At 69.3% G+C, this 22,805-nt stretch carries 24 protein-coding genes and 1 tRNA gene; 7 read left to right on the top strand and 18 right to left on the bottom strand.

What is annotated here, in order from left to right; all coding sequences use genetic code 11:
* Positions 1-81: 81 nt before the first annotated feature.
* Positions 82-663 (bottom strand): hypothetical protein, encoded by a 582-nt coding sequence (locus tag RIC31_RS24340; protein WP_350114320.1) that lies wholly within the window; start codon positions 661-663, stop codon positions 82-84.
* Positions 660-1,946, bottom strand: a complete 1,287-nt coding sequence (gene eno, locus RIC31_RS24345) for a phosphopyruvate hydratase (RefSeq protein ID WP_350114323.1) — start codon at positions 1,944-1,946, stop codon at positions 660-662. Before eno ends, RIC31_RS24340 begins: the two co-directional genes overlap by 4 nt.
* Before the next feature lie 118 nt (positions 1,947-2,064).
* Here eno and RIC31_RS24350 point away from each other — a divergent pair, with 118 nt between their 5' ends.
* Complete coding sequence (locus RIC31_RS24350; RefSeq protein WP_350114326.1) at positions 2,065-2,547, top strand: cupin domain-containing protein; 483 nt, start codon at positions 2,065-2,067, stop codon at positions 2,545-2,547.
* 8 nt (positions 2,548-2,555) lie between these two features.
* Here the strand turns inward: RIC31_RS24350 and RIC31_RS24355 are convergent, their stop codons facing one another.
* The 5 genes from RIC31_RS24355 to tpiA form a co-directional block, all read right to left on the bottom strand.
* Positions 2,556-3,950, bottom strand: coding sequence for a tetratricopeptide repeat protein (locus tag RIC31_RS24355; RefSeq protein ID WP_350114329.1), 1,395 nt, complete (start codon positions 3,948-3,950; stop codon positions 2,556-2,558).
* A 34-nt stretch (positions 3,951-3,984) separates the two neighbouring features.
* Positions 3,985-4,827 (bottom strand): 3-deoxy-8-phosphooctulonate synthase, encoded by an 843-nt coding sequence (gene kdsA, locus RIC31_RS24360; RefSeq protein WP_350114332.1) that lies wholly within the window; start codon positions 4,825-4,827, stop codon positions 3,985-3,987.
* A 4-nt stretch (positions 4,828-4,831) separates the two neighbouring features.
* Positions 4,832-6,466, bottom strand: coding sequence for a CTP synthase (pyrG, locus tag RIC31_RS24365; RefSeq protein WP_350114335.1), 1,635 nt, complete (start codon positions 6,464-6,466; stop codon positions 4,832-4,834).
* Between the two features lie 112 nt (positions 6,467-6,578).
* Positions 6,579-6,890: a preprotein translocase subunit SecG gene (gene secG / locus RIC31_RS24370; RefSeq protein WP_350114338.1), complete on the bottom strand. Its 312-nt coding sequence runs from the start codon at positions 6,888-6,890 to the stop codon at positions 6,579-6,581.
* 100 nt (positions 6,891-6,990) lie between these two features.
* Positions 6,991-7,734, bottom strand: a complete 744-nt coding sequence (gene tpiA, locus RIC31_RS24375; protein WP_350114341.1) for a triose-phosphate isomerase — start codon at positions 7,732-7,734, stop codon at positions 6,991-6,993.
* Between the two features lie 202 nt (positions 7,735-7,936).
* On the opposite strand from tpiA, the gene RIC31_RS24380 reads away from it, so the two are divergent.
* Together RIC31_RS24380 and trpE are read left to right on the top strand one after the other, a co-directional pair.
* Positions 7,937-9,817, top strand: coding sequence for a peptidyl-prolyl cis-trans isomerase (locus RIC31_RS24380; RefSeq protein WP_350114344.1), 1,881 nt, complete (start codon positions 7,937-7,939; stop codon positions 9,815-9,817).
* Entirely contained in the window at positions 9,814-11,331 is a 1,518-nt protein-coding gene (gene trpE, locus RIC31_RS24385) for an anthranilate synthase component I (protein ID WP_350114347.1), read from the top strand. Before RIC31_RS24380 ends, trpE begins: the two co-directional genes overlap by 4 nt.
* 10 nt (positions 11,332-11,341) lie before the next feature.
* On the opposite strand, the gene RIC31_RS24390 is transcribed toward trpE, so the two are convergent.
* Both RIC31_RS24390 and RIC31_RS24395 read right to left on the bottom strand, forming a co-directional pair.
* Positions 11,342-11,752, bottom strand: coding sequence for a VOC family protein (locus RIC31_RS24390; RefSeq protein WP_350114350.1), 411 nt, complete (start codon positions 11,750-11,752; stop codon positions 11,342-11,344).
* Between the two features lie 11 nt (positions 11,753-11,763).
* A complete protein-coding gene (locus RIC31_RS24395) occupies positions 11,764-12,966 on the bottom strand; it encodes an MFS transporter (protein WP_350114353.1) in 1,203 nt (400 codons plus the stop codon).
* Between the two features lie 128 nt (positions 12,967-13,094).
* Between RIC31_RS24395 and RIC31_RS24400 the strand changes: the two genes are divergently transcribed.
* Entirely contained in the window at positions 13,095-13,373 is a 279-nt protein-coding gene (locus tag RIC31_RS24400; RefSeq protein WP_350114355.1) for a hypothetical protein, read from the top strand.
* Positions 13,374-13,460: 87 nt separating this feature from the next.
* Complete coding sequence (locus tag RIC31_RS24405) at positions 13,461-13,964, top strand: hypothetical protein (protein ID WP_350114358.1); 504 nt, start codon at positions 13,461-13,463, stop codon at positions 13,962-13,964.
* A 27-nt stretch (positions 13,965-13,991) separates the two neighbouring features.
* Here the strand turns inward: RIC31_RS24405 and RIC31_RS24410 are convergent, their stop codons facing one another.
* A complete protein-coding gene (locus RIC31_RS24410; RefSeq protein WP_350114361.1) occupies positions 13,992-14,762 on the bottom strand; it encodes an aldolase in 771 nt (256 codons plus the stop codon).
* A gap of 82 nt (positions 14,763-14,844) precedes the next feature.
* Positions 14,845-14,921: transfer RNA gene (locus RIC31_RS24415), tRNA-Pro, on the bottom strand.
* Positions 14,922-15,007: 86 nt separating this feature from the next.
* On the opposite strand from RIC31_RS24415, the gene RIC31_RS24420 reads away from it, so the two are divergent.
* The gene (locus tag RIC31_RS24420) at positions 15,008-15,619 is read left to right on the top strand and encodes a PAS domain-containing protein (RefSeq protein WP_350114364.1); all 612 of its coding nucleotides are present in this window, start codon (positions 15,008-15,010) and stop codon (positions 15,617-15,619) included.
* A 25-nt stretch (positions 15,620-15,644) separates the two neighbouring features.
* Here RIC31_RS24420 and RIC31_RS24425 read toward each other — a convergent pair whose 3' ends face one another.
* The 6 genes from RIC31_RS24425 to RIC31_RS24450 all read right to left on the bottom strand — a co-directional run bounded on the left by RIC31_RS24425 (position 15,645) and on the right by RIC31_RS24450 (position 19,913).
* Entirely contained in the window at positions 15,645-16,136 is a 492-nt protein-coding gene (locus RIC31_RS24425) for a MerR family transcriptional regulator (protein WP_350114367.1), read from the bottom strand.
* Between the two features lie 19 nt (positions 16,137-16,155).
* A complete protein-coding gene (locus RIC31_RS24430) occupies positions 16,156-16,464 on the bottom strand; it encodes an integration host factor subunit alpha (RefSeq protein WP_350114370.1) in 309 nt (102 codons plus the stop codon).
* 66 nt (positions 16,465-16,530) lie between these two features.
* Positions 16,531-17,574 carry a beta-ketoacyl-ACP synthase III gene (locus RIC31_RS24435; RefSeq protein ID WP_350114373.1) on the bottom strand — a complete coding sequence of 348 codons (1,044 nt, stop codon included), beginning with the start codon at positions 17,572-17,574 and terminating at the stop codon, positions 16,531-16,533.
* Positions 17,571-18,632, bottom strand: coding sequence for a phosphate acyltransferase PlsX (gene plsX, locus RIC31_RS24440; protein WP_350114375.1), 1,062 nt, complete (start codon positions 18,630-18,632; stop codon positions 17,571-17,573). Before plsX ends, RIC31_RS24435 begins: the two co-directional genes overlap by 4 nt.
* A gap of 193 nt (positions 18,633-18,825) precedes the next feature.
* Positions 18,826-19,365 carry a YceD family protein gene (locus tag RIC31_RS24445; RefSeq protein WP_350114378.1) on the bottom strand — a complete coding sequence of 180 codons (540 nt, stop codon included), beginning with the start codon at positions 19,363-19,365 and terminating at the stop codon, positions 18,826-18,828.
* The gene (locus tag RIC31_RS24450) at positions 19,362-19,913 is read right to left on the bottom strand and encodes a ubiquinol-cytochrome C chaperone family protein (protein ID WP_350114381.1); all 552 of its coding nucleotides are present in this window, start codon (positions 19,911-19,913) and stop codon (positions 19,362-19,364) included. Before RIC31_RS24450 ends, RIC31_RS24445 begins: the two co-directional genes overlap by 4 nt.
* A 76-nt stretch (positions 19,914-19,989) precedes the next feature.
* Here RIC31_RS24450 and RIC31_RS24455 point away from each other — a divergent pair, with 76 nt between their 5' ends.
* Positions 19,990-20,427: an outer membrane protein assembly factor BamE gene (locus RIC31_RS24455; protein WP_350114384.1), complete on the top strand. Its 438-nt coding sequence runs from the start codon at positions 19,990-19,992 to the stop codon at positions 20,425-20,427.
* A gap of 124 nt (positions 20,428-20,551) precedes the next feature.
* Here RIC31_RS24455 and RIC31_RS24460 read toward each other — a convergent pair whose 3' ends face one another.
* The gene (locus RIC31_RS24460; protein WP_350114386.1) at positions 20,552-22,645 is read right to left on the bottom strand and encodes a sodium-translocating pyrophosphatase; all 2,094 of its coding nucleotides are present in this window, start codon (positions 22,643-22,645) and stop codon (positions 20,552-20,554) included.
* Between the last annotated feature and the right edge of the window lie 160 nt (positions 22,646-22,805).

A 22,805-nucleotide genomic window follows, 5' to 3' on the forward strand; every position in this document is an offset into this window, starting at 1 on the left:
GTCACGCGGACCGACAACGTGAACGAATCGGGAATCTTTGATAGAAATTGCCCAATGGTCTCAGGGTGTTGCCGAAAGGACTCAGGCGGTCCGGCCGGCTTCCCTGTCAAGCGCCCGCTGTCGCCAGGCATTCATGGCATAGGCGACGGTGACCGCGTTGCCGGGCAGATCCGCGGGCTCGATGCCGATCGGCAGCGATCGCCCCTTGCCCGAGAGGAAGCGGTTGAACCCGACCAGCGCCCCGTGGTCGCCGCGGGCGTCGTACACCACGTAGGTCTGCCGCATGCCGCGTCCCGGCAGCAGGGTCGCGAGCCCGAAGTCCGAGACCTCGGACCACCGGTAGTGCCGGGTGCGGAACAGCTCGTGGACCACGAAGCCCTCGTCGAACAGCTCGACCCGGCGGCGGCGACCGATGGTCGTCAGGCCCGGGACCAGGATCCCCGCCAGCAGGCCGACGGCGGCGATCGGCCAGCCGATGTCGGGCCGTGGCGGCTGCCCGAACACCATCGACAGGCCGAGGCCGGCGATCGTCAGGAACAGCGCGCACTGCACCAGCGCCCGCCACAGCGGCTGCCGGAAGCTGCGCATCCCGAGCAGGATGCTGTCGTCGATCTGCGGGACCTCGGATCCCGGCGCCGACCGGTCGTCGCGCGGCGCGCTCACCCGGCGAGCGGGGCGAGCGAGGCGCGACCGGCGAAGCGCGCCGCGTCGCCCAGCTGCTCCTCGATGCGCAGCAGCTGGTTGAACTTGGCGGTGCGGTCGGCGCGCGACAGCGAGCCGGTCTTGATCTGCCCGGCGTTGGTGGCGACCGCCAGGTCGGCGATGGTGGCGTCCTCGGTCTCGCCGGAGCGGTGCGACATCACGGTGCCGAAGCGGGCGCGCTGGGCCATCGACACGGTCTCCAGGGTCTCGGACAGGGTGCCGATCTGGTTGACCTTCACCAGGATGGCGTTGCCGGCGGACTCGGCGATGCCGCGCTTCAGCCGCCTGGCGTTGGTGACGAACAGGTCGTCGCCGACGATCTGGACCTTGGAGCCGAGCTCGGCGGTCAGCGCCCTGAAGCCGTCCCAGTCGTCCTCGCTCAGCGCGTCCTCGATCGACACGATCGGGTAGCGCGCCGCCAGGTCGGCGTACAGCTTGATCATGCCGGCGGTGTCCAGGGTCTTGCCCTCGCCCTCCAGCACGTATTTGCCGTCCTTGAAGAACTCGGTCGAGGCCGGGTCGAGGGCGATCATCACCTCCTCGCCCGGCTTGTAGCCGGCCGCCTCGATCGCCTTCATGATCACCGCCAGCGCCTCGTCGGCGCTCTTCAGGTCCGGCGCGAAGCCGCCCTCGTCGCCGACATTGGTGTTGTGGCCGGCGGCGACCAGTTGCTTGCGCAGGGCGTGGAAGATCTCGGAGCCGGCCCGCAGCGCCTCCCGGACGCTCGGGAACGCCACCGGCAAGATCATGAATTCCTGGAAGTCGATCGGGTTGTCGGCATGCGCCCCGCCGTTGATGATGTTCATCATCGGGGTCGGCAGCACGTGGGCGTAGGCGCCGCCCACATAGCGCCACAGCGGCAGGTTCATGTCGGCGGCCTGGGCCTTGGCCACCGCCATCGATACGCCCAGCAGCGCGTTGGCGCCCAGCCGGCCCTTGTTCTCGGTGCCGTCGAGCTCGATCATCGCCCGGTCGATCAGCAGCTGCTCGGCGGCGTCGCGCCCGGACAGCGCGTCGAAGATCTCGCCGTTGACCGCGTCGACCGCCTGCAGCACGCCCTTGCCGCCGTAGCGCTTGGGGTCGCCGTCGCGTTTCTCGACCGCCTCGTAGGCGCCGGTCGAGGCGCCGGACGGCACCGCGGCACGGCCGATCACGCCGGTCTCCAGGGTCACGTCGACCTCCACCGTCGGATTGCCGCGGCTGTCGAGGATCTCGCGGGCGGTGATGTCGATGATCGCGCTCATGGGACGGGCTCCTGGGGACCGGTCGGAAGGTGCGCGAGGTGTAGCGCCCGACCGCTGGCCGTTCAATCGGTTTGCCGTCTAGGCTGTCTCCGGAATCGTCGAAATTCAGGAGCGTTCCATGCCCCTCTCACCGAAATCGCCGGCCTTCGACCCGCTGTCGGTCGTGACACATACCGGAAACAGCTATCCGGCAGAGTTCTCCGGCGCTTCGGCCGGACGCCTGAAGCGCCGCCTCGGCGACCATGGCGGGCTGAGCAATTTCGGGATCAATCACGTCACCCTGCCGCCGGGCTGTGCGTCGGCCCTGCGCCACTGGCACAGCCTGCAGGACGAGTTCGTGATGGTGCTGTCAGGCGAGCTGACCCTGGTCACCGACGCCGGCGAGCAGGTGCTGGGCCCCGGCATGTGCGCCGCCTTTCCGGCCGGCAGGCCGGACGGCCACGCCCTGGTCAACCGGTCGGGCGTCGAGGCCACCTATATCGAGGTCGGCGACCGCACCGACCCGGACGAGGTCGACTACCCGGACGTCGACATGCAGGTGAAGTGGGTCGACGGCGACCAGCGTTTCGTCAGGCGCAGCGACGGAACGCCGTACGACTGACGGGCGCGTCAGGCCGCCGCCAGCAGCGCCTCGGCGCGCTTTTCGGCGGCTTCGGCGGCCGCGCCCTGCCCTCCGGCCCGGAGCGCCTTCGCGTAGTTGCGCCAGCTCCAGGCGCTCTGCGGCTTGGCGGCGGTGCGCTCGGCCAGCAGGGCCCGCGCCAGCTGCGGGCGGGCCTGCACCGCGGCCGATACCAGCATCTCCTCGAACAGGTCGCGCTGGGCGTGGCTGCCGCCCATGCACCAGATGTCGTAGCGGATCGGCAGCAGGGCATCGACCGCGGCCCCGGGATCGCCGTTGGCCAGCGCGGTCATCGCCGCCGCGGTGCCGACGCCGACCCGGGCCGACACCCGGCCCTGGGTGGCCGCCGAGTTGGCGAAGCCCTCGAGCTGGGCCGCCAGCCGCGCCGCCGCCTCGGGCTCGCCGCCCTTCAGCAGCGCCATCAGGTAGTGCAGCGCCACGAAGATCAGGTCGTGGTCCTCGACATGGCGCAGCGACACCTCGGTCAGCCCCTTCCAGCGGTCCCCGACGTCGGCGCCGTACATCTCCAGCCGCCACAACATCGACGCGGCGTTGCACACGTCCAGATACATGTCGGCGGCGATGTCGGACGCCACGTAGTCGTCGTACAGCGCCAGCACCTCGGCGAACTCGTGGCGCTCCAGGTGGTAGAGCGCGCGGTGCCAGTACAGGTGGAAGCGGAAGTTGTTGGTGGTCGACCAGGCGGGCTCGTGGCGCTTCACCCAGGCGATGCCCTCGGCGTGCCGGCCCTGCATCTCCATCACATGGGCGACCGCGTGCACCGACCAGGCGTCGGCCGGGTTACGCTCGACCGCCATGCGGCCGTAGCGCTCGCCCCTGGCGTAGTCGCCGGATTCCTCCAGCGCGAAGCCGTACATGCCGTGCACGAAGCCGATGTCGGGATCGGAATCCTGCCAGTCGGGCAGCACGCGCGCGACGCTGTCGCGCATCCGGCGGCCCTCGCCGGCGTAGAAGTGGTTGAAATGGGCGAGCCTGAGCGCGAAGGCGTCCCTCGGGTTGTCCAGCAGGATCCGCTCCCACAGATCGGTGGTGCGGTCCAGGTCGTCCGCGCACCAGGCCCGCAGCGCCTCCAGGTGCAGCTTCTCGCGCTCGGTGGCGGCGACGGCCGCGAACCTGGAGTCGGCGTCGCCGAGCGCCTTGCGGGCCCGGGCCGACATGGCGGCGCTGCCGAACAGCTTGAGGAAATAGCCCTTGGCGACATGCGCCAGCGGCATGTCGGGATCGTCGGCCTGCAGCGCCTTCAGGCGGTCGCCGATGTCGCGGCCGAAACCGAGATAGGCGCTGACCAGGTCGTCGAACCGGGCCGCCGATTCCGGCCGGTCGGTGGTGTAGACGAGGCCGTAGCGGCCCTCGACGCGCGCCATGCGGCACCTCCCGTGGATCGAACCCGAAACCCGGTCAGACCGCGACCGGGTTGGCCTTGGCGATCCTATCGAAGGCGACGAAGGTGTCCAGGAGGGCCGGCAGGTCGGAAAGTCGCACCATGTTGGGGCCGTCCGACGGCGCGCTGTCCGGGTCGGGATGGCATTCCATGAACACGGCGCCGACGCCGATCGAGAGCGCCGCCCGCGCCAGCACCGGGACGTATTCGCGCTGGCCGCCGGTGGAACCGCCCTTGCCGCCCGGCTGCTGGACCGAGTGGGTGGCGTCGAACACCACCGGCCAGCCGGTCCTGGCCATCTCCGGCAGCGCGCGCATGTCGGAGACCAGGGTGTTGTAGCCGAAGCTGGTGCCGCGTTCGGTCAGCATGATCCGGTCGTTGCCGGTCGAGGCGACCTTGGCGGCGACGTTCTTCATGTCCCAGGGCGCCAGGAACTGGCCTTTCTTGACGTTCACGGCGCACCGCGTCTCGCCGGCCGCCAGCAGCAGGTCGGTCTGCCGGCACAGGAAGGCCGGAATCTGCAGGACGTCGACATACTCCGCCGCCACCGCGCAATGCGGCGGCTCGTGCACGTCGGTCAGCACCGGGCAGTCGAAGCGCTGCCGCACCTCGGCCAGGATCTCCAGCCCGGCCTGCATGCCGATGCCGCGCCCGGCCGCCACGCTGGTGCGGTTCGCCTTGTCGTAGGACGACTTGTAGATCAGCGGCACCCCGGCCCGGCTGCAGATCCCGGTCAGGGCGTCGGCGACCTCGATCGCGTGGTCGCGGCTCTCGATGGCGCAAGGCCCGGCGATCAGCACGAACGGCCGGTCGTTGGCGATCTCGATGCGGCCGACCTTGACGGTGCGGGGCTCGGTCATGGGATCACACCAGCCGCGATTGCTCGACGGCCGCCTCGATGAAGCTGGTGAACAGCGGGTGCGGGTCGAACGGCTTGGACTTCAGCTCGGGATGGAACTGCACCCCGACGAACCACGGGTGGCCGGGCAGCTCGACGATCTCCGGCAGCACGCCGTCCGGCGACATCCCGGCGAACACCAGCCCGGCGCCCTGCAGGGCGTCGCGGTAGTTGATGTTGACCTCGTAGCGGTGCCGGTGTCGCTCGAAGATCTGCGGCTCGCCGTAGATCTGCCGGACCCGCGAACCGTTCTCCAGGCGACACTCGTAGGCGCCGAGCCGCATGGTGCCGCCGAGGTCGCTCTCGGCGTTGCGGGTCTCGCGCTGGTTGCCGCGGCTCCACTCGGTCAGCAGGCCGACCACCGGCTCGGCGCACGGGCCGAATTCCGTGGAGCCGGCGCCCTTGATCTCGGCCAGGTTGCGGGCGACCTCGATGCAGGCCATCTGCATGCCGAAGCAGATGCCGAAATACGGGATCCGGTGCTCGCGCGCGAAGGTCACGGCCGCGATCTTGCCTTCCGAGCCGCGCTCGCCGAAGCCGCCCGGGACCAGGATCCCGTGGACGTCCTCCAGGCGCAGCAGCGCCTCGGTCTCGGTCTCGAAGATCTCGGAATCGATCCAGTCGAGCTCGACCTTCACGTTGTTGGCGATGCCGCCATGGGTCAGCGACTCGGCCAGCGACTTGTAGCTGTCGAGCAGGCTGGTGTACTTGCCGACCACCGCGATCCGCACGCTGCCCTCGGGGTTGTTGACCCGGTGCATGATGTCGGTCCAGCGCGTCAGCGTCGGCTCGGCGTCGCTGGCCAGCATGCCGAAATGCCGCAGCACCTCGGTGTCCAGGCCCTCGCGGTGGTAGCTGAGCGGCACCTCGTAGATCGAGTGCACGTCCAGGGCCGGGATCACCGCCTCGGAGCGGATGTTGCAGAACAGGCCGATCTTGCGGCGCTGTTCGACCGGGATCTCGCGATCGGACCGGCACAGCAGGACGTCGGGCTGAATGCCGACGCTCTGCAGCTCCTTGACCGAGTGCTGGGTCGGCTTGGTCTTCAGCTCGCCGGCCGCCGGGATGTAGGGCAGCAGCGTCAGGTGCAGGAACAGCGACCGCTCGCGGCCGAGCTCGTTGCCGAGCTGGCGGATCGCCTCCAGGAACGGCAGGCCCTCGATGTCGCCGACCGTGCCGCCGATCTCGCACAGCACGAAGTCCTCGTCATCGAGGTCGCCGCGCGCGAATTCCTTGATGCCGTCGGTGACGTGCGGGATCACCTGGATGGTGGCGCCGAGATAGTCGCCGCGGCGCTCGCGGGTGATCACGTTCATGTAGATCTGGCCGGTGGTCACGCTGTCGCTTCGCCGGGCGGACACGCCGGTGAAGCGTTCGTAATGCCCGAGATCCAGGTCGGTCTCGGCCCCGTCGTCGGTGACGTAGACCTCGCCGTGCTGGTACGGGCTCATCGTGCCCGGGTCGACGTTGAGGTAGGGATCGAGCTTGCGCAGGCGGACCTTGTAGCCGCGCGCCTGCAGGAGCGCGCCGAGTGCTGCCGAGGCCAGACCCTTGCCGAGGGAGGAGACCACGCCGCCGGTAATGAAGATGAACCGCGTCATGGACCCCCCTTATACCTGAACGAGCGCTGTCGAGGCACGCTTTGTCATATTGCTTTCCGTTCCGGCGAGCGATTGCCCGTCGGATTCGGTTATGTTGTTGAAAACAAACGAGTTACTGCGAGACCGGCGCGGCCGGCTCGGTCTTTGCTGGAGCGGTCTCTGCAGGCGCGGGCCGGTCGACGATCGACTTCGTGCCGGTATTTCCGGCGAGAATCGCCAGCAGGATGCTGGTCACGAAGAAGCACCCGGCCAGAATCGCGGTCGTGCGGGTCAACAGGTTGGCGGCCCCACGCGCCGACATGAACGAGCCCATGCCGCCACCGCCGCCGATCCCGAGTCCGCCGCCTTCGCTGCGCTGCAGGAGGATGACGATGACCAGGGCCGCCGCGATCATCAGGTGAATGGTAAGAACGATCGCCGTCATATCGATCCTTGTGGTGCTCGCGTCCGGTTTGGGACGGCGCGGGTTTTAACGCCAACGGGGCGTCTTGGCCAGAGCGGAGGTCGCATGCCGGGCCACGGCTTCAGACCGACCGGGCAATCGCCAGGAAATCCGCGGCCTTCAGGCTGGCGCCACCGACCAGCGCTCCGTCGACATTGGCGACCGCCAGAAGCTCGACCGCATTCGACGGCTTCACCGAGCCGCCATACAGGATGCGGACGCCGGGGGCATCGGCCGTCCTGGCCGAGAGCGTCTTCCTGATATGGGCATGCACGGCCGCCACGTCATCCACCGTCGGGGTGCGCCCGGTACCGATCGCCCAGACCGGCTCGTAGGCCACCACCAGGGTGGCGCCGTCGAGGCCGTCCGGTATCGAGCCCGCGATCTGCCGGCCGACCACGTCCAGGGTGGTGCCGGCGTCCCGCTGCGACTCGGTCTCGCCGACGCACACGATCGGCACCAGCCCCGCCGCGCGGGCGGCGGCGGCCTTGGCGCGGACCTGCTCGTCGGTCTCGCCGTGATCGGCCCGCCGTTCGGAATGGCCGACGATGACGTAGGTACAGCCGACGTCCTGCAGCATCGCCGCTGAGACGTCCCCGGTATGGGCGCCGCTGGCGGCGGCGTGGCAGTCCTGGGCGCCCAGCGCCACCAGGCTGCCGCCCAGCACCTCGGCCACCGGGACCAGATACGGGGCCGGCGGGCAGACCGCCATCTCGAAGGCGGCCGCCGCGCCGACCGCCCCGGCGAGCTCCTGCGCCAGATGGGTCGCGGCCTCGCGATTCAGGTTCATCTTCCAGTTGCCGGCGATCAGCGGTCGCGAGGTCATGGGGTTTCTCCTTGCAGGCGGCCGGACGCGTCTAGCACGGTCCCGCCCCGTCGCCAACACGCCCGGCCCGAGAGCCGCGGAATCCTTTGGCTGGCGAGGGATTCGGCGGTTGCTCGCCCGGGACCCTCTCCCTATGATGCCGCGCCCCGACGCCGGGTTGCGGCGGCGACCGAAATTCATTGGCACAAGGCCGGACTGCGCGATGCTCCAATTCATTCGCTCCAAGGTCACCTCGATCTTCGTCAAGATCCTGTTCGTGCTGCTGATCGTCAGCTTCGCGATCTGGGGCATCGGCGACGTGTTCTTCGGAAGCCCGGCCGGCAAGGTCGCGGTCGAGATCGGCGACGACGTCCGCTACACGACTCAGGAGGTGGCGGAACAGTTCGAGCAGTCCCGCCGCCGGCTAGGGGTGCCGCTGACGGCCGAACAGGCCATGCAGCTGGGCCTGCTCGACCAGGTGATCCAGGACATGGTGACCGAGGGGCTGATGCTCGCGGCCGTCAAGTCGCTCGACCTGTCGGTCGGCACCGACCGGGTCGTGCAGTTCGTACGGTCGCGCTTCGTCGACCAGGCCGGGAATTTCGACCGGGCCCGCTACCAGACCGTGCTCGCCAACAACGGCTGGAGCGAGGAGGAGTTCGTCAGCCGGCTGCGCCAGGACTTCACGCGGCGGCAGCTGATCGACGCGTTGATCGCCGTCGACGCGGCACCGCAGCCGATCGTGGAGCGGCTGTTCGCCTACCGCGAGGAGAAGCGGGTGGCGCAGGTGGTTTCCATTCCGGCCTCGGTGATCCCGGAGCCGGCCGCGCCGGAGGCCGCCGCGCTGGAGAGCTTCTACGACGCCAACAAGAGCCGCTACGAGGAGCCGGAGTACCGGACCGTCTCCTGGGCCCAGGTCTCGCCGACCGCGGTCGCCAAGGGCATCGACATCCCGGAGAGCGAGCTGCGTGCCGCCTATGACGAGCGTGCGGGCCAGCTCAGCAACCCCGAGCGGCGCGAGGTCCGGCAGATCCTGTTCGAGACCCAGGACGCCGCGGCGTCGGCCCGGGCCCGGATCGAGGGGGGCGAGGATTTCGCCGCCGTCGCCAAGGACAGCACCGGGGTCGACGAGGCTTCGCTGGACCTCGGCATGCTGACCCGCGACGGCCTGCCCGACGGCACCGCCGACGCGGTGTTCCGGCTTGTGCAGGGCGAGGTCAGCCAACCGGTCGAGAGCCCGTTCGGCTGGCACCTGTTCCGGGTCGAGCGGATCCAGCCGGGAACCACGACGAGCTTCGAGGAAGCCAGGGATCGGATCCGCGACGAGCTGGCGCATGACCGCGCCCTCGACCAGGTCTATGAGACCGCCAACAGGCTCGAGGACGCGCTGGCCGGCGGGGCAACCCTGGAGGAGGCCGCGAAGTCGCTGGAGTTGCCGGTCAGCAAGGTCGACGGCCTGGCGCGTTCCGGCGCCCGCAAGGGCGGCGGGACGGCGGAAGGTCTGCCGGGCGGCCAGTTCACCCAGCTCGCGTTCGAGACCGCCCAGGGCCAGCAGAGCAGCCTCGGCGAGGGCGAGAACGGCGGCTTCTTCGTGCTCCGGGTCGACGCGGTCGAGGCACCGCGCACGCCCGGCCTCGACGAGATCCGCGACCGCGTGCTCGCCGACTGGAAGGCGGAGCGCCGCCTCGAGCTCGCCGAGGAGAAGGCCGACGCCCTGGCCGAGAAGGTGCGCGGCGGCGGCGACCTGAAGGATCTGGCGGCGGCCGAGCAGTTGCCGACCGCCGAGCTGCCGGCGATGACCCGGGCCGGCCGCGGTCTGCCGGAGGGCTATCCCGGAACCTTGCCGGCGACCCTGTTCGGGCTTGCGGCCGACGGCGACGTGGCCGTGACCGCGGACGACAGCCAGGCGGTCGTCGTCCGGCGGCAGCAGGTGCTGCCGGCCGATCAGACCGCCAAGACGGAGGTCCGTGAGGCCATCGCCAACCAGATCGCCCAGGGGGTGGAGTCGGACGTGATCGAGCTGTTGCTGGCCGATCTGCGCAGCCGCCTGGGCGTCACGGTCGACAAGGCGAGCGTCCAGCGCCTCTACGAGACGGTGCAATGAGGACGCTTCCCGACTACGGCCGCTTCGTCGAGCTCTACGAGGCCGGTCAGCCCCAGGTGGTGTGGACCACCCTGGTGGCCGACCTGGAGACGCCGGTGTCGGCGATGCTGAAGCTGGCCGACGGTCGGGCCAACGCCTTTCTGCTGGAATCGGTCGAGGGCGGGTCGGTTCGCGGCCGCTACTCGGTGATCGGCATGCGGCCCGACCTGATCTGGCGGTTCTACAAGCAGAAGGCGGAGATCAACCGCGACGCGCGCATCGATCCCGGCCGCTTCGAGCCGGTGGCGGAGGATCCGCTGGCGTCGCTGCGCGCCCTCATCGAGGAAAGCCGGATCGAGCTTCCGGAGGGCCTGCCGCCGATGGCGGCCGGGCTGTTCGGCTACATGGGTTACGACGCGATCCGGCTGTTCGAGCGGATCCCCGACGAGAACCCGGATACCCTGGACATCTGGGACGGCATGTTCCTGCGGCCGACCGTGGTCTGCATCTTCGACCGGCTGGAGGACGTGGTCACCCTGGTGACGCCGGTGCGGCCCCGGCCGGGCGTATCGGCGGCCGCCGCCTGGGGTGACGCGCGGGTGCGGCTGGCCGATCTGGTCGCCGACTTCGAGCGTTCCCTGCCCTACCGGCGCGAGGGCGGCGCCGCCGTCGACCCGCTGCTGGAGCCGGTGTCGAACACCGGGCGCGAGGCCTATCACCGGATGGTCCGCAAGGCGGTCGAGTACATCCACGCCGGCGACGCCTTCCAGATCGTGCCGTCGCACCGCCTGGCAGTGCCGTTCCGGCTGCCGCCGTTCGCGCTGTACCGCTCGCTGCGGCGCCTGAACCCCTCGCCGTTCCTGTTCTTCTTCGATTTCGGCGGCTATTCGATCGTCGGCTCCAGCCCGGAGATCCTGGTGCGGGTGCGCGACGGCGTGGTGACGATCCGGCCGCTGGCAGGCACCCGCAAGCGCGGCGCCTCGCCCGAGGAGGACCGGGCGCTGGCGGCCGAACTGCTGGCCGACCCCAAGGAGCGGGCCGAGCACCTGATGCTGCTCGACCTCGGCCGCAACGACACCGGCCGGGTCAGCGAGATCGGGACGGTCTCGGTGAAGGAGCAGTTCGTGGTCGAGCGCTACAGCCACGTCATGCATATCGCCAGCCATGTCGAAGGCCGGCTCGCCGAGGGCTTCGACGCGGTCGATGCACTGTTCGCCGGGTTCCCGGCCGGAACGGTGTCCGGCGCGCCGAAGGTCCGGGCCATGGAGATCATCGACGAACTCGAGGTTTCGCGCCGCGGCGTCTATGCCGGCGCGGTCGGGTATTTCGGGGCCGACGGCAGCATGGACACCTGCATCGCGCTGCGCACCGCCCTGGTGAAGGACGAGACCATGTACGTCCAGGCCGGCGGCGGCGTGGTCGCCGACAGCGATCCCGAGGCGGAGTGGCAGGAGACCCTCAACAAGTCGCGGGCCCTGGTGCGCGCCGCCGAGGAGGCGATCCGATTCGCGTCCTCCGCCGGCAACGCCCAGTAGCGCCCCGGCCTCAGTAGAGGCGGTTCGAGACCTCGATCAGGTTGCCGTCGGGATCGCGGGCATAGACCGAATTGATCGGTCCCCTGGCACCGGTCCGCGGCTCGGGACCCTCTTCGATGGCGATCTCCAGGGCGTCGGCCCGCGCCACCACGTCGGCGATCGGCACCGACGTCAGGAAGCAGAGATCGCCGGATCCGGGGACCGGATGCGCCGCCTTGATCGCCGGCGGGTCGAAGTCCTCGCCGGCGATGTGCAGGTTGATCTTCTGCTGCCCGAACGACAGCGCCTTGCGGCCGGCGCCGAATGTGACGACCTGCATGCCGAGCCAGTCTCGGTAGAACGCGATCGTGGCGTCGATGTCGCGGACCGCCAGGACCAGGTGGTCGAGGGAGTCGATGACGACGGGCCGGCTCTCGGCCATGCGTGTTCCCCCTACTCGGCCGGCTGCGCCGCCGGCGTACGCCGCACCGCCGGCAGCAGCAGCGCGGCGGCGGTGCCGAGCCCGGCCGCGACCGCGAGCGTCGCCAGCAGCGGCCCGAACTCCTGGAACGCCCGGTACATCTCGCCGACCAGCGGCACGCTGACCGCGGCCACCCCCAGGGAAACCAGGAACTTCACGCCGAACGCCGTGCCGCGCCAAGCCGGCGGGGTGTAGCGGGCGAACAGGCTGTTCTCGGCCGGCACCGCCGTGGTGTTGACCAGCACCATCAGCGCGGCCACCGGGACCAGCACCGGGCCGGCCAGCGAGATCGCCAGCGCCAGCACCGGGATCTGCAGCAGCCAGCACACGAAATACACCCGGCGCAGATCGTAGCGGTCGGCCAGCCAGCCGCCGAACACCTGGGCGCTGGCCGAGACCAGATACACCGCCGACACCAGCGCGCCGACCCCGGCCGCGGTGTCCACGATGCCCCCGAGCCGCTGCTCGAACAGTTTCGGCATGGCGAAGGACGTCGTCTGGTAGATCAGCCCCGAGCAGGCGATCGTGACCAGCAGCACCAGGCCGCCGCGCATCATGTCGCCGCGCGACGACTCCGCCGGCGCCGACCGGCCCGCTTCGCGCGCATCGCTTACCCGGCCGGTCAGGATCAGCGCGGTCAGCAGCACGCCGAAGCCGACGCACAGCGCGCCGGGCACGAAGAACGCCCACTGCCAGCCATAGGCGGTCGCCAGCGTCCCCGCCACCACCGCCCCGCCGGCGGTCCCGGCGGACCCGAAGATGCCGTTGATGCCGAGCGCCTTGCCCCGGTTGACCGGGTTGCGCGCCACCCAGGCGATGCCGACCGGATGGTAGATCGCGGCGAACAGGCCGATCGCCGCCAGCCCGAGGGCCAGCTCGAACGGGCCGTCGGCGAAGCCGGTGGCGATCGCCGCAGCGCCGGTGCCGATGAAGAACACCGCCATCATGCCGGGCACGCTCCAGCGATCGCCGAGCCAGCCGGCCGGTACCGCACCGACCCCGAACAGCACCTGGCCGACCAGCATCAGGGCGATCAGTTCCTCGAAGGGCAGTTTCCAGGCGGCCTCGAGGGACAGCACCACGGTCGGGTACAGCAGCATCAGGAGGTGCGCGAAAGTGTGGCCGGCGCAGGAGAAGCCGAGCGCGAGCCGCGCCGAGGTCGTTGACGGTGACATGGATGGCCTCCGGTGGGGCGAAACTATCCCACGCTGAACGGCGGTGCGGCAAGCCGTGGCCGACCGGCTGCGGCCGCGCGGTGGACGACCCGGCGGGGCTTGCCTACAGTGCCGGCGGGAGGACGGGAATGGCGACGCAAGCACGACGACGCAAGCGCGACGATTCGGCCGATGCTGCGGTGCCGCGGGCGACCGTCGCGCAGAAGGACTGGCTGCGCCGGGGTCTCGACCAGCCCGGCGGCAAGCTGCCGCTGTTCGACCGCGACGGCCAGCGCATGCATCCCGGGACGGTCCGCGCCTGCATGCAGCGCGGCTGGGCCGAGCCGTGGTTCGACAATCCCCTCAAGCCCGACTGGCTGGTCTGCAAACTCACCGATGCCGGCCGTCGGATCGTTTCGCAGGGCTGAGCGGCAAATCTGCCGGGTCCGCCGCGCTCGCTGGACAGGTCGGGCTCCGACTGTCCATGATCATGCTGTGATGCAAGGTGGTGGGTAATGACGCTGGAGGACTTCCTGACCGTCATCGCGGCGAGCAAGCCGAGCGACTGGCGTTCCACGCTCCTGCCGACCTTCATGTACCGGGTGGTGCCGGTCCGCGCCGCCGGCGGCGGCACCGCGGATTTCGAGCTGCAGGAGCACACCACCACCCTCACCTTCCTGCGCGACATCCGGTTCGGCATGGCCTGGGGGCTGGTCGCGGACCGGAACTACAACGAGGACTGGATCCAGAAGCTGCCGAACAAGCGGGCCCAGACGGTGATCCTGGACTTCCTCTACAACGGCGCCCTGGTGTTCCGGGACCAGCTGGTGGCGGTCGACGGCTGGCGCTGCATCCTGCCGCAGCCGGTCAACGAGGTCGGCCCGCCCTACAACGTGCCGGAGCGCCGGGCGCGAATCGCCAAGCTGGTCCATCAGCTCGTCGGGCCGGAAACCAATTTCGACGCCTATTTCAAGCGGGTCGGCATGCAGCCGGTCAACCAGCCCTGGCCGGCCGACTGATCCGGGCCGACTGATCCGGGGCGGCTGCTAGTCGCGGTAGTCCGGCTCGTCGCGGTCGAGCAGGCGCTTCAGCGACTCGAAGTGGCGGACCGCCTGGGCCCGCTCGGAATCGCTCGCCATCTGGTCGGCGGTCATCCGCGCCACGTCCTGCGGGATGCGGCGCATGGCCCGGCCCGTCGACATGGCGATGACCTGGGCCTGGCAGGCCCGTTCGAGGTAGTAGAGGTCGTCGAAGGCGTGGGCGATCGTCCTGCCGGTCACCACCACGCCGTGATTGGCGAGGAACGCCACGCGCTTGCCGGACTGCAGCGCGGCGGCGATCCGCTCCCCCTCGGAATCGTCGAGAGCGAGACCGTTGTACAGGTCGTCGTAGGCGATCGCGTCGTAGAACTTCAGCGAGGTCTGAAGGGTCGGCTCGACCCGCCCGTCCTCCAGCATGGTGAGCGCGGTCGCGTACGGCATGTGGGTGTGCAGCACCACCTTGGCGTCGGGAACCAGCCGGTGGATGTGATAGTGGATGAAGAACGCGGTCGGCTCCGGCGGCTCGCGGCCATCCATCGCATTGCCGTCGGAATCGACCTCGACCAGGTCGCTGGCCCGCACCTCGGACCAGTGGAAGCCGTGAGGATTGATCAGAAACCGATCATTCTCGCCCGGAACCACGGCGGAAAAGTGGTTGCAGATCCCCTCGTGGAACCCGAGCCGGACGGCCCAGCGCAGGGCGGCGGCCAGGTCGATCCGGCTGCGCCGGCGCGCATCGTCCTGGGACGGGGACACGGGAACGCTCGCGAGTGCCACGGCGGCCTCCTCTGATGAACGGACTGCCGGCGCCGGCAGGACGGGGCGCCGGACTCCTCCGCGCGGACGGCGGCGGACGAATTGGTCGGAGCGGCGGGATTCGAACCCACGACCCCCACACCCCCAGTGTGGTGCGCTACCAGACTGCGCTACGCTCCGACGCGGCGGACTATAGGCGAACACCCGGCCGGGAACAACGCCGAGACGCGCTCTTTTCCGCAATCGCATGGCCTATATTGGACAGCATGTCCGACGACCTGTCGCCCGCGAACGACGATCTGCCGGTTGATCCGAGACTGGCCGTTTCCGAGCCGGAAGGCCTGTTGCTGGCCGAGGCCTGCCCGGAGGCGCATCCGTGCCTCGATCCGGTCCGGCCGCTGGTCGCGCGCTGGCGTCGGGCGCGATCCGGGGACCCCGGCAGGCTGCCGCCCAGGGATGCGTTCTCGCCGGAAACGCTCGGCGGTCTGCTGGGGCGAATCTCGCTGCTGGAACCGGTCGACGGCGGCCGCGACTTCCGGTTCCGGATCCATGCCGGGATCGCCGCGGATGTCGGCGGCATCGAACTGGGTGGGAAGTTGGTCGGCGAGATGCCCTATCCGGCGTACCGGGAGGCGATCGTCGCCTTGTTCGCGGCGGCACTGGAGGCGGAGGAGCCGCGCTTCGGGCGGATGCGCATCAACTGGTTCGGGACGATATACGACTATGTCGACCTGGCGCTGCCCCTGCTCGACCGGACACGGGACGTGCCGATGGTCCTGTCGGTCATGCTGCACTACGACGTGACCCGGCCGACCTATGTCTCGCGGTTCCGCCCCGCGGCGATGGACCGCGACACGATCAAGCCGGTCGCGGATTGACAGAGGCGAGCGGCAGGCGGGGCGGTCAGCGTCCCGGAAGGACCTCGGCCAGCATCTTGCGCAGCGACTTCAACTCATCGAGTGCGCGTCTAACCTCGCCGGCAGTGTCGCCCGGTGCGCTCCCGGCAGTGGCAGCGGCGGCTGTGGCCGGGGCCTCGGCCGGCGGTGCCGCATGCCCGCCCTTGACCGGGGTCGCGGACTGCGCCGCACGGGCGGTCTCGCCGGCCGTGGGCATGCGCACCGCGCCGTCCCGCAGCAGCTTCTGCACGCCCTTGATGGTGTACCCCTCGCGATAGAGCAGCTCGCGGATGCGCTGCAGCAGCGCCACGTCCTCGGGGCGGTAGTAGCGGCGCCCGCCGCCGCGCTTGAGCGGGCGGACCTGGTTGAACTTGGTCTCCCAGAACCGGAGAACGTGCGGCGGCACCTCGAGGTCGTCCGCGACCTCGCTGATCGTCCGGAAAGCCGCGGCGGATTTCCCGTTTCGACGATGTGACGTCGATGTCTGTACGTCGGCCATTGAACCCCTCGTGCCGCGGCTACGCGTCGTCGGAGAGCGTGGCGTTGATCTTGTTTTTCAAGACGTGGGACGGCCGGAACACCAGGACCCTGCGCGGCAGGATCGGCACCTCGTCGCCGGTCTTCGGATTCCGGCCGACGCGCCGCCCCTTCTGGCGCACCGAAAAGCTTCCGAACGATGAGATCTTGACCATCTCGCCGCGGGCCAGCGCCGAGATCATCTCGTCGAGGACCGACTCCACCAACTCGGCGGACTCGTTGCGGGACAGGCCAACCTCTTCATAAACCGATTCGCTCAATTGAGCGCGGGTAACGGTGTGTCCGGCCATGTGCACCCCCATTTAAGAAGGCAAGGGTACAGCGAACCAAGAATGCGGTCAATTAACTCGGCGATTTCAGGCGATTGGGACGACTTCCTCGCGTACCGTCTCGACGCTGCCCGATTTGGCCATCACCGGGGCCCCGTAGCGCACCAGCCCGGCACCCCATGCCAGGCCGCCGCCGATCGCCTCCATGAGCACCAGATCGCCCGGCTTTATGCGGCCGTCGCGCACCGCCTCGTCGAACGCCAGCGGCACCGATGCGGCCGAGGTGTTGGCATGGCGCTCGATCGAACAGACCACCTTGCTCATCGGCAGGCCGAGCCGATTGGCCATGCTCTCGATGATCCGGCGGTTGGCCTGGTGCGGCACCAGCCAGTCGACGGCAGAGGACGCATAACCGTTCGCGGCCAGTGCCTCGTCGATCACCGCCGCCAGCTTGCCGACGGCGTGGCGGTAGACTTCCTTGCCGTTCATCCGCACGTGGCCGACGGTCTGCGTCGACGAAGGCCCGCCGTCGACATACAGGATGTCGCGGGCATTGCCGTCGGTATGCAGGTGGGTCGACAGCACGCCCCAGGACTTGGCGTCCGGGCCGTCCATCTCGGCGGCGCGCAGCACGACGGCGCCGGCGCCGTCGCCGAACAGCACGCAGGTCGAGCGGTCCTCCCAGTCCAGGATCCGCGAGAACGTCTCGGCGCCGATCACCAGGGCGGTGCGCGCCTGACCCATCTTCAGGAAGTTGTCGGCCACGGCCAGCGCGTAGACGAACCCGGCACACACCGCCTGCACGTCGAACGCGAAGGCCTGGCTCGCACCGATATTCGCCTGCACCTTGGTCGCGGTCGCAGGAAAGGTCTCGTCGGGCGTGGTGGTCGCCAGCACGATGACGTCGACGTCCTCCGGGGTCAGGCCGGCATGCTCCAGCGCCCGTTCGGCGGCCTGGGTGGCCAGATCGCTGGTGAACTGGCCTTCCGCGGCGATGTGGCGCTGGCCGATGCCGGTGCGCTGCCGGATCCATTCATCGGAGGTGTCGACGCGTGCCGCCAGCTCCTCGTTCGTCAAGATCCGCTCCGGCAGATAGCTGCCGGAGCCGATCAGAAGCGTGCGTCTCGTCATGCTGTCGCTACCACCTTCCGCTCGTCACTCGGTTTGTCGAAGCCGACCGCCGACAGCTCGCGCCTGACGGTCTCGATGAACCCGTGCCTGGCCATGTCGGCGGCCACGCCGATGGCGTTGGCGAAGCCGAGCGCGTCGGTCCCGCCATGGCTTTTCACGGCGATCCCGTTCAGGCCCAGGAACACGGCCCCGTTATAGCGCCGGGGATCCATGCGCTGCCGCAGCTGCCCGACCGCCGCGCGCGCCAGCAGGTAACCGATCTTCGACAGGATCGAGCTGCGGAAGGCGTCACGCAGGAACTGGCCGATCAGCCGGGCGGTCCCCTCGGCGGTCTTCAGGGCGATGTTGCCGCTGAAGCCGTCGGTCACGATCACGTCCACGGTTCCGGAGGGAATGTCGTCGCCTTCGACGAAGCCGTGAAACTCGAACGGCATGTCGGTGATACCGCGCAGCATGGTTGCGGCCTCGCGGACCGACTCGTGGCCCTTCTGCTCCTCGCTGCCGACGTTCAGCAGCCCGACGATCGGACGCTCGAGGCCGAGCACGGTGCGGGCGAAGATCTGCCCCATGATGGCGAACTGCACCAGGTTGGTCGCATTGCAGTCGATGTTGGCGCCGAGGTCGAGCATCGCGGACTCGCCGCGCAGGGTCGGGAAGAAACCGGCGATGGCGGGACGGTCGATGCCCGGGACCGTCCGGAACACGAACTTCGACATCGCCATCAGGGCGCCGGTGTTGCCGGCCGAGACCACGCAGTCGGCCTTCTGACTGCCGACCAGGTCGATCGCCAGCCGCATGCTGGACCCGCGTCCGGTCCGCAGCGCCACCGACGGCTTCTCGGCGGCGCCGACCGACTTGTCGGTGTGGACGATTTCCGGGTCGGACTTCTTGAGGCGCCGGGTCTTGGCCAGCAGCGGCCGGATCAGCGCCTCGTCGCCCACCAGGATGAAGGCAAGGTCGGGGTCGCGCTCGAGCGCAACGTCGGCACCCCGGATGACCATTTCCGGTGCCTGGTCGCCGCCCATGGCGTCGACTGCGATCCTCAGCGTGCGCGACACCTTCAGATCCCCGTTCCAACCCGATCAGTATACCGCAAGTCCCCTCCTCCGCGCCGAAACGGCGCGCCGGTCGACGGATCATTGCTGAAGCCGACAGAGAATCGGCAATCGGACTCTACCCGTCTCTGCGACTGACGTCGACGCACGGTCCCCGCTGCTTCATACGGCATATGCGGATAGGGCGACAAGAACGTTACCCCCCGCCCCTCGGCCGGCCCTTGATCGACGCCAGCTTGGCGAAGGGCGATCCGCTCCCGGCGTCGCCCGGCTCGGAAACGGTTACCTCCGGCTCGGCGCCCGGTACCCGGGGATACGGATCGAGCGCCAGTCCCAGAGCCTGGGCAGCCACCTCGCCGACATCGATGCTGTCGCCGTCGACCGGCTCCGGGCTGTCGGCCATCGGGTCCAGGACGATCTCGTCGGTGCCGATATCGCCCGAATCATCGAACAACTCGCTGATTTCCGCGTGCACGGCCGCCGGCACCGGGTCGGTCGTCACAACGCAGGTCTGCACGACATCGGCCCGGATCTCGCCGGTCACCTCGATCCAGCCATTGTCCTTCCGTCGTCGGATCGAGAGCTGGGCCTGGAGCGAGTCGACGGCTATCAGGTCGAAGCGTTCGGCCAACGCGGTCCGCACCCGCTGGTCGGGAACGATCGAGACGGCCATCGGCGCCGCGCCGATCCGGTCAAGCCGCACCAGGTGTGAGAGCTCGGGGTCGATGGCGGTCATGGCGTGCTCCGGGGGTCGGGAAAGCGGATGCGGCCGGCCGCGATGTCGTCGACCGGTTGGGCGGTCAACTCGGCCACCGTCGCCCGGACCTGTCGGGCGAGCCGGCTTGGGCCTTCCCCGGGCGCGCTGCCGGCAGCCGCGTCGGCGCCGAAGATGTTGCGATGGAGGGTGACTGCCAGGGCGTCGTCGGCGCTCTCCTGCAGTGCCGAATCGTAGGCGGCGGTGCGGCCGTAATAGGCCCGGACCATGTCCTTGACGCGCTTTCCCACGCTCATGTCGCCGACGCCGATCGCGCGCAAGCTGCGGTCCATATCGAAGAACATCGCGTCGAACAGCGCCTGGGCCCGGTCTCCCGCCCCGGCCCGGGTCAGGTGGCGGACGACGAGGTGGACATGCAGCACGAGCAGGTCGAAGCGCTCCTCGAAGCCGTCCGCAACGCCGTAGTCGGTGTAGAAGGCAGGGTGGCGCGCCTGCGCCACGATCGCCTCGTAGACCGCCTCTGCCGGGCGCGACTGACGACGCCCCTTGAAAAGCCGCTCGAAAACCATTTCTCTCCCGTGCAATCGGGGCGCCTTACAATAGCGTTGACCCGATCCCTATCACGACGACCGGCTCGGTAACCTGATGCGATCCCGAAACGCCCTGGCCGCCCTCGTCATGCTCGGGATGGCGGCCTGCTCCCCCCAGATTGCCACGCACGGCAACCTGGTGGATCCCGACGCCCTGGCCAAGATCGAGCCCGGGCGAAGCGACCAGGCGGCGGTTCTCAGCCTCCTGGGCTCGCCGTCCACCCGCGGCAACTTCAACGAACCGACCTGGTACTACATCGGTCAGCGTACGGAACGCCAGGCGTTCTACCGGCCCGAGACCATCGAGCGGAAGGTGGTGTACATCGACTTCGAACCGGACGGCCGGGTGAAGTCGATCGGCTCCCTGGATCTCGAGGACGGCAGCAAGATCGCCTTCGTCACCCGCGAGACGCCGACGGCGGGGCAGCGGGTGACGCTGATCAAGCAGTTGATCGGCAACATCGGACGCTTCAACACAAACGACAACCAGTAGGCCGGCGACAACCATTAGCCCGGCCCTCGCCGCGGTCGCTCCACCCGGCCGGTGCCGGGCGCCTGAACGGCAGAGGCCCCGGGGATATCGTCCCCGGGGCCTCCGTCGTCAAGGTCTTCGACGATCAGTGTGCCAGTGCCGCGAGCAGCAGCAGCGCCACGATGTTGATGATCTTGATCATCGGGTTGATGGCCGGACCGGCGGTGTCCTTGTAGGGATCGCCGACCGTGTCACCGGTCACCGCGGCCTTGTGGGCTTCCGAACCCTTGCCGCCGTGGTGGCCGTCCTCGATGTACTTCTTCGCGTTGTCCCAGGCGCCGCCACCGGCGGTCATCGAGATCGCCACGAAGATGCCGGTCACGATGGTGCCAAGCAGCATGGCGCCGACGGTGGTGAACGCCGCCGACTGCCCGGCCACCCACAGGATCACGAAATACACCACCGGCGGTGCGAGCACCGGCAGCAGCGACGGGGCAATCATCTCCTTGATCGCCGCCTTGGTCAGCATGTCGACGCACCGGGCGTAGTCCGGCTTGTCGGTGCCCTTCATGATGCCCGGCTTCTCGCGGAACTGCCGACGCACTTCCTCCACGACCGCACCGCCGGCCCGGCCGACGGCCTGCATGCCGAGCGCGCCGAACAGGTAGGGCAGCATGCCGCCGATGAACAGGCCGACCACCACGAACGGATCCTGCAGACGGAACGTCACGTCGAGGTCCGGGAAGTAGTGCTTCAGGTCCTCGGTGTAGGCCGCGAACAGCACCAGGGCGGCGAGACCGGCGGAGCCGATCGCATAGCCCTTGGTGACCGCCTTGGTGGTGTTGCCGACGGCGTCGAGGGCGTCGGTGACCTTGCGCACGTCGTCCGGCAGCTCGGCCATCTCGGCAATGCCGCCGGCATTGTCGGTGACCGGCCCGTAGGCGTCGAGCGCCACCACCATGCCCGCCAGCGCCAGCATCGTGGTCGCCGCCACGCCGATGCCGAACACGCCGGCCGACAGGTAGGCGACGATGATGCCGCCGGCGATGATCAGCGCCGGCAGGGCGCAGGCTTCCATGGAGACCGCGAGACCCTGGATCACGTTGGTGCCGTGGCCGGTCTCGGACGACTTGGCGACCGAGCGCACCGGGCGGAACTCGGTGGAGGTGTAGTACTCGGTCACCCAGACCAGCAGGCCGGTCACGACCAGCCCGACCAGGGCGCAGTAGTACAGGACCCGACCGGTGATCACCTGCTCGCCCATCTGGATCGGGTCGCTGATCCCGAACATCGAGAAGGTGACGGCCGCGATCAGGATCGCCGACAGCACGGCGCTGACGATGAAGCCCTTGTAGAGCGCCGCCATGATCTTGCCGCTCGAGCCGAGCTTGACGAAGAACGTGCCGACGATCGAGGCCAGGATGCAGACCGCGCCGATGACCAGCGGGAAGACCATCAGGTCGGCGGCCGCCTGCCCGGTGAAGAAGATCGCCGCCAGCAGCATGGTCGCGACGACCGTGACGGCGTAGGTCTCGAACAGGTCGGCGGCCATGCCGGCGCAGTCGCCGACGTTGTCGCCGACGTTGTCCGCGATCACGGCCGGGTTGCGGGGGTCGTCCTCCGGGATGCCGGCCTCGACCTTGCCGACCAGGTCGGCGCCGACGTCCGCACCCTTGGTGAAGATGCCGCCGCCCAGACGCGCGAAGATCGAGATCAGCGAGGCGCCGAAGCTGAGGGCGACCAGCGCCTCCAGGATCTTGCGCAGGCCGGCCGGGTCGGCCGCGTCATACATGCCCGCCAGCACGAGATAGTAGCCGGCGACGCCGAGCAGGCCGAGGCCGACGACCAGCATGCCGGTGACGGCGCCCGACTTGAAGGCGACGTCCAGGGCCTGAACCATGCCCTGGGTCGCGGCCTGGGTCGTGCGCACATTGGCCCGGACCGACACGTTCATGCCGATATAGCCGGCGACGCCGGACAACACGGCGCCGATCACGAAGCCGATGGCCACGGGAAGGCCGAGGGTGATTGCCAGGATCACCGCCACGATGACGCCGACGATCCCGATGGTGGTGTACTGCCGGTTCAGATAGGCGGTCGCGCCGATCTGGATGGCACCGGCAATCTCCTGCATGCGCTCACTTCCGGCGGAGGCCGCCAGAATCGACCGGCTGGCCCACCAGCCGTAGGCCAGTGCCGCAAGTCCGCACGCGATGACGAACAACATCAATCCACTCATGGATGGAAACCCTTCCTCCCTCAAGGAGCCCGGCCCGCTCGGCCGTTCCGACCTGCGGTGGGGCAATCTGGCTCATCTGCGAATGCGGCACACCCCGCGGCGCCGCCCCATCCGGCCGCGAGGCGCGCGGAACATACCAAAAACCGCCCCCCGTGCAAAC

Origin of the sequence: Thalassobaculum sp. (assembly GCF_040219615.1) — a bacterium.
Lineage (GTDB): Bacteria > Pseudomonadota > Alphaproteobacteria > Thalassobaculales > Thalassobaculaceae > Thalassobaculum_A.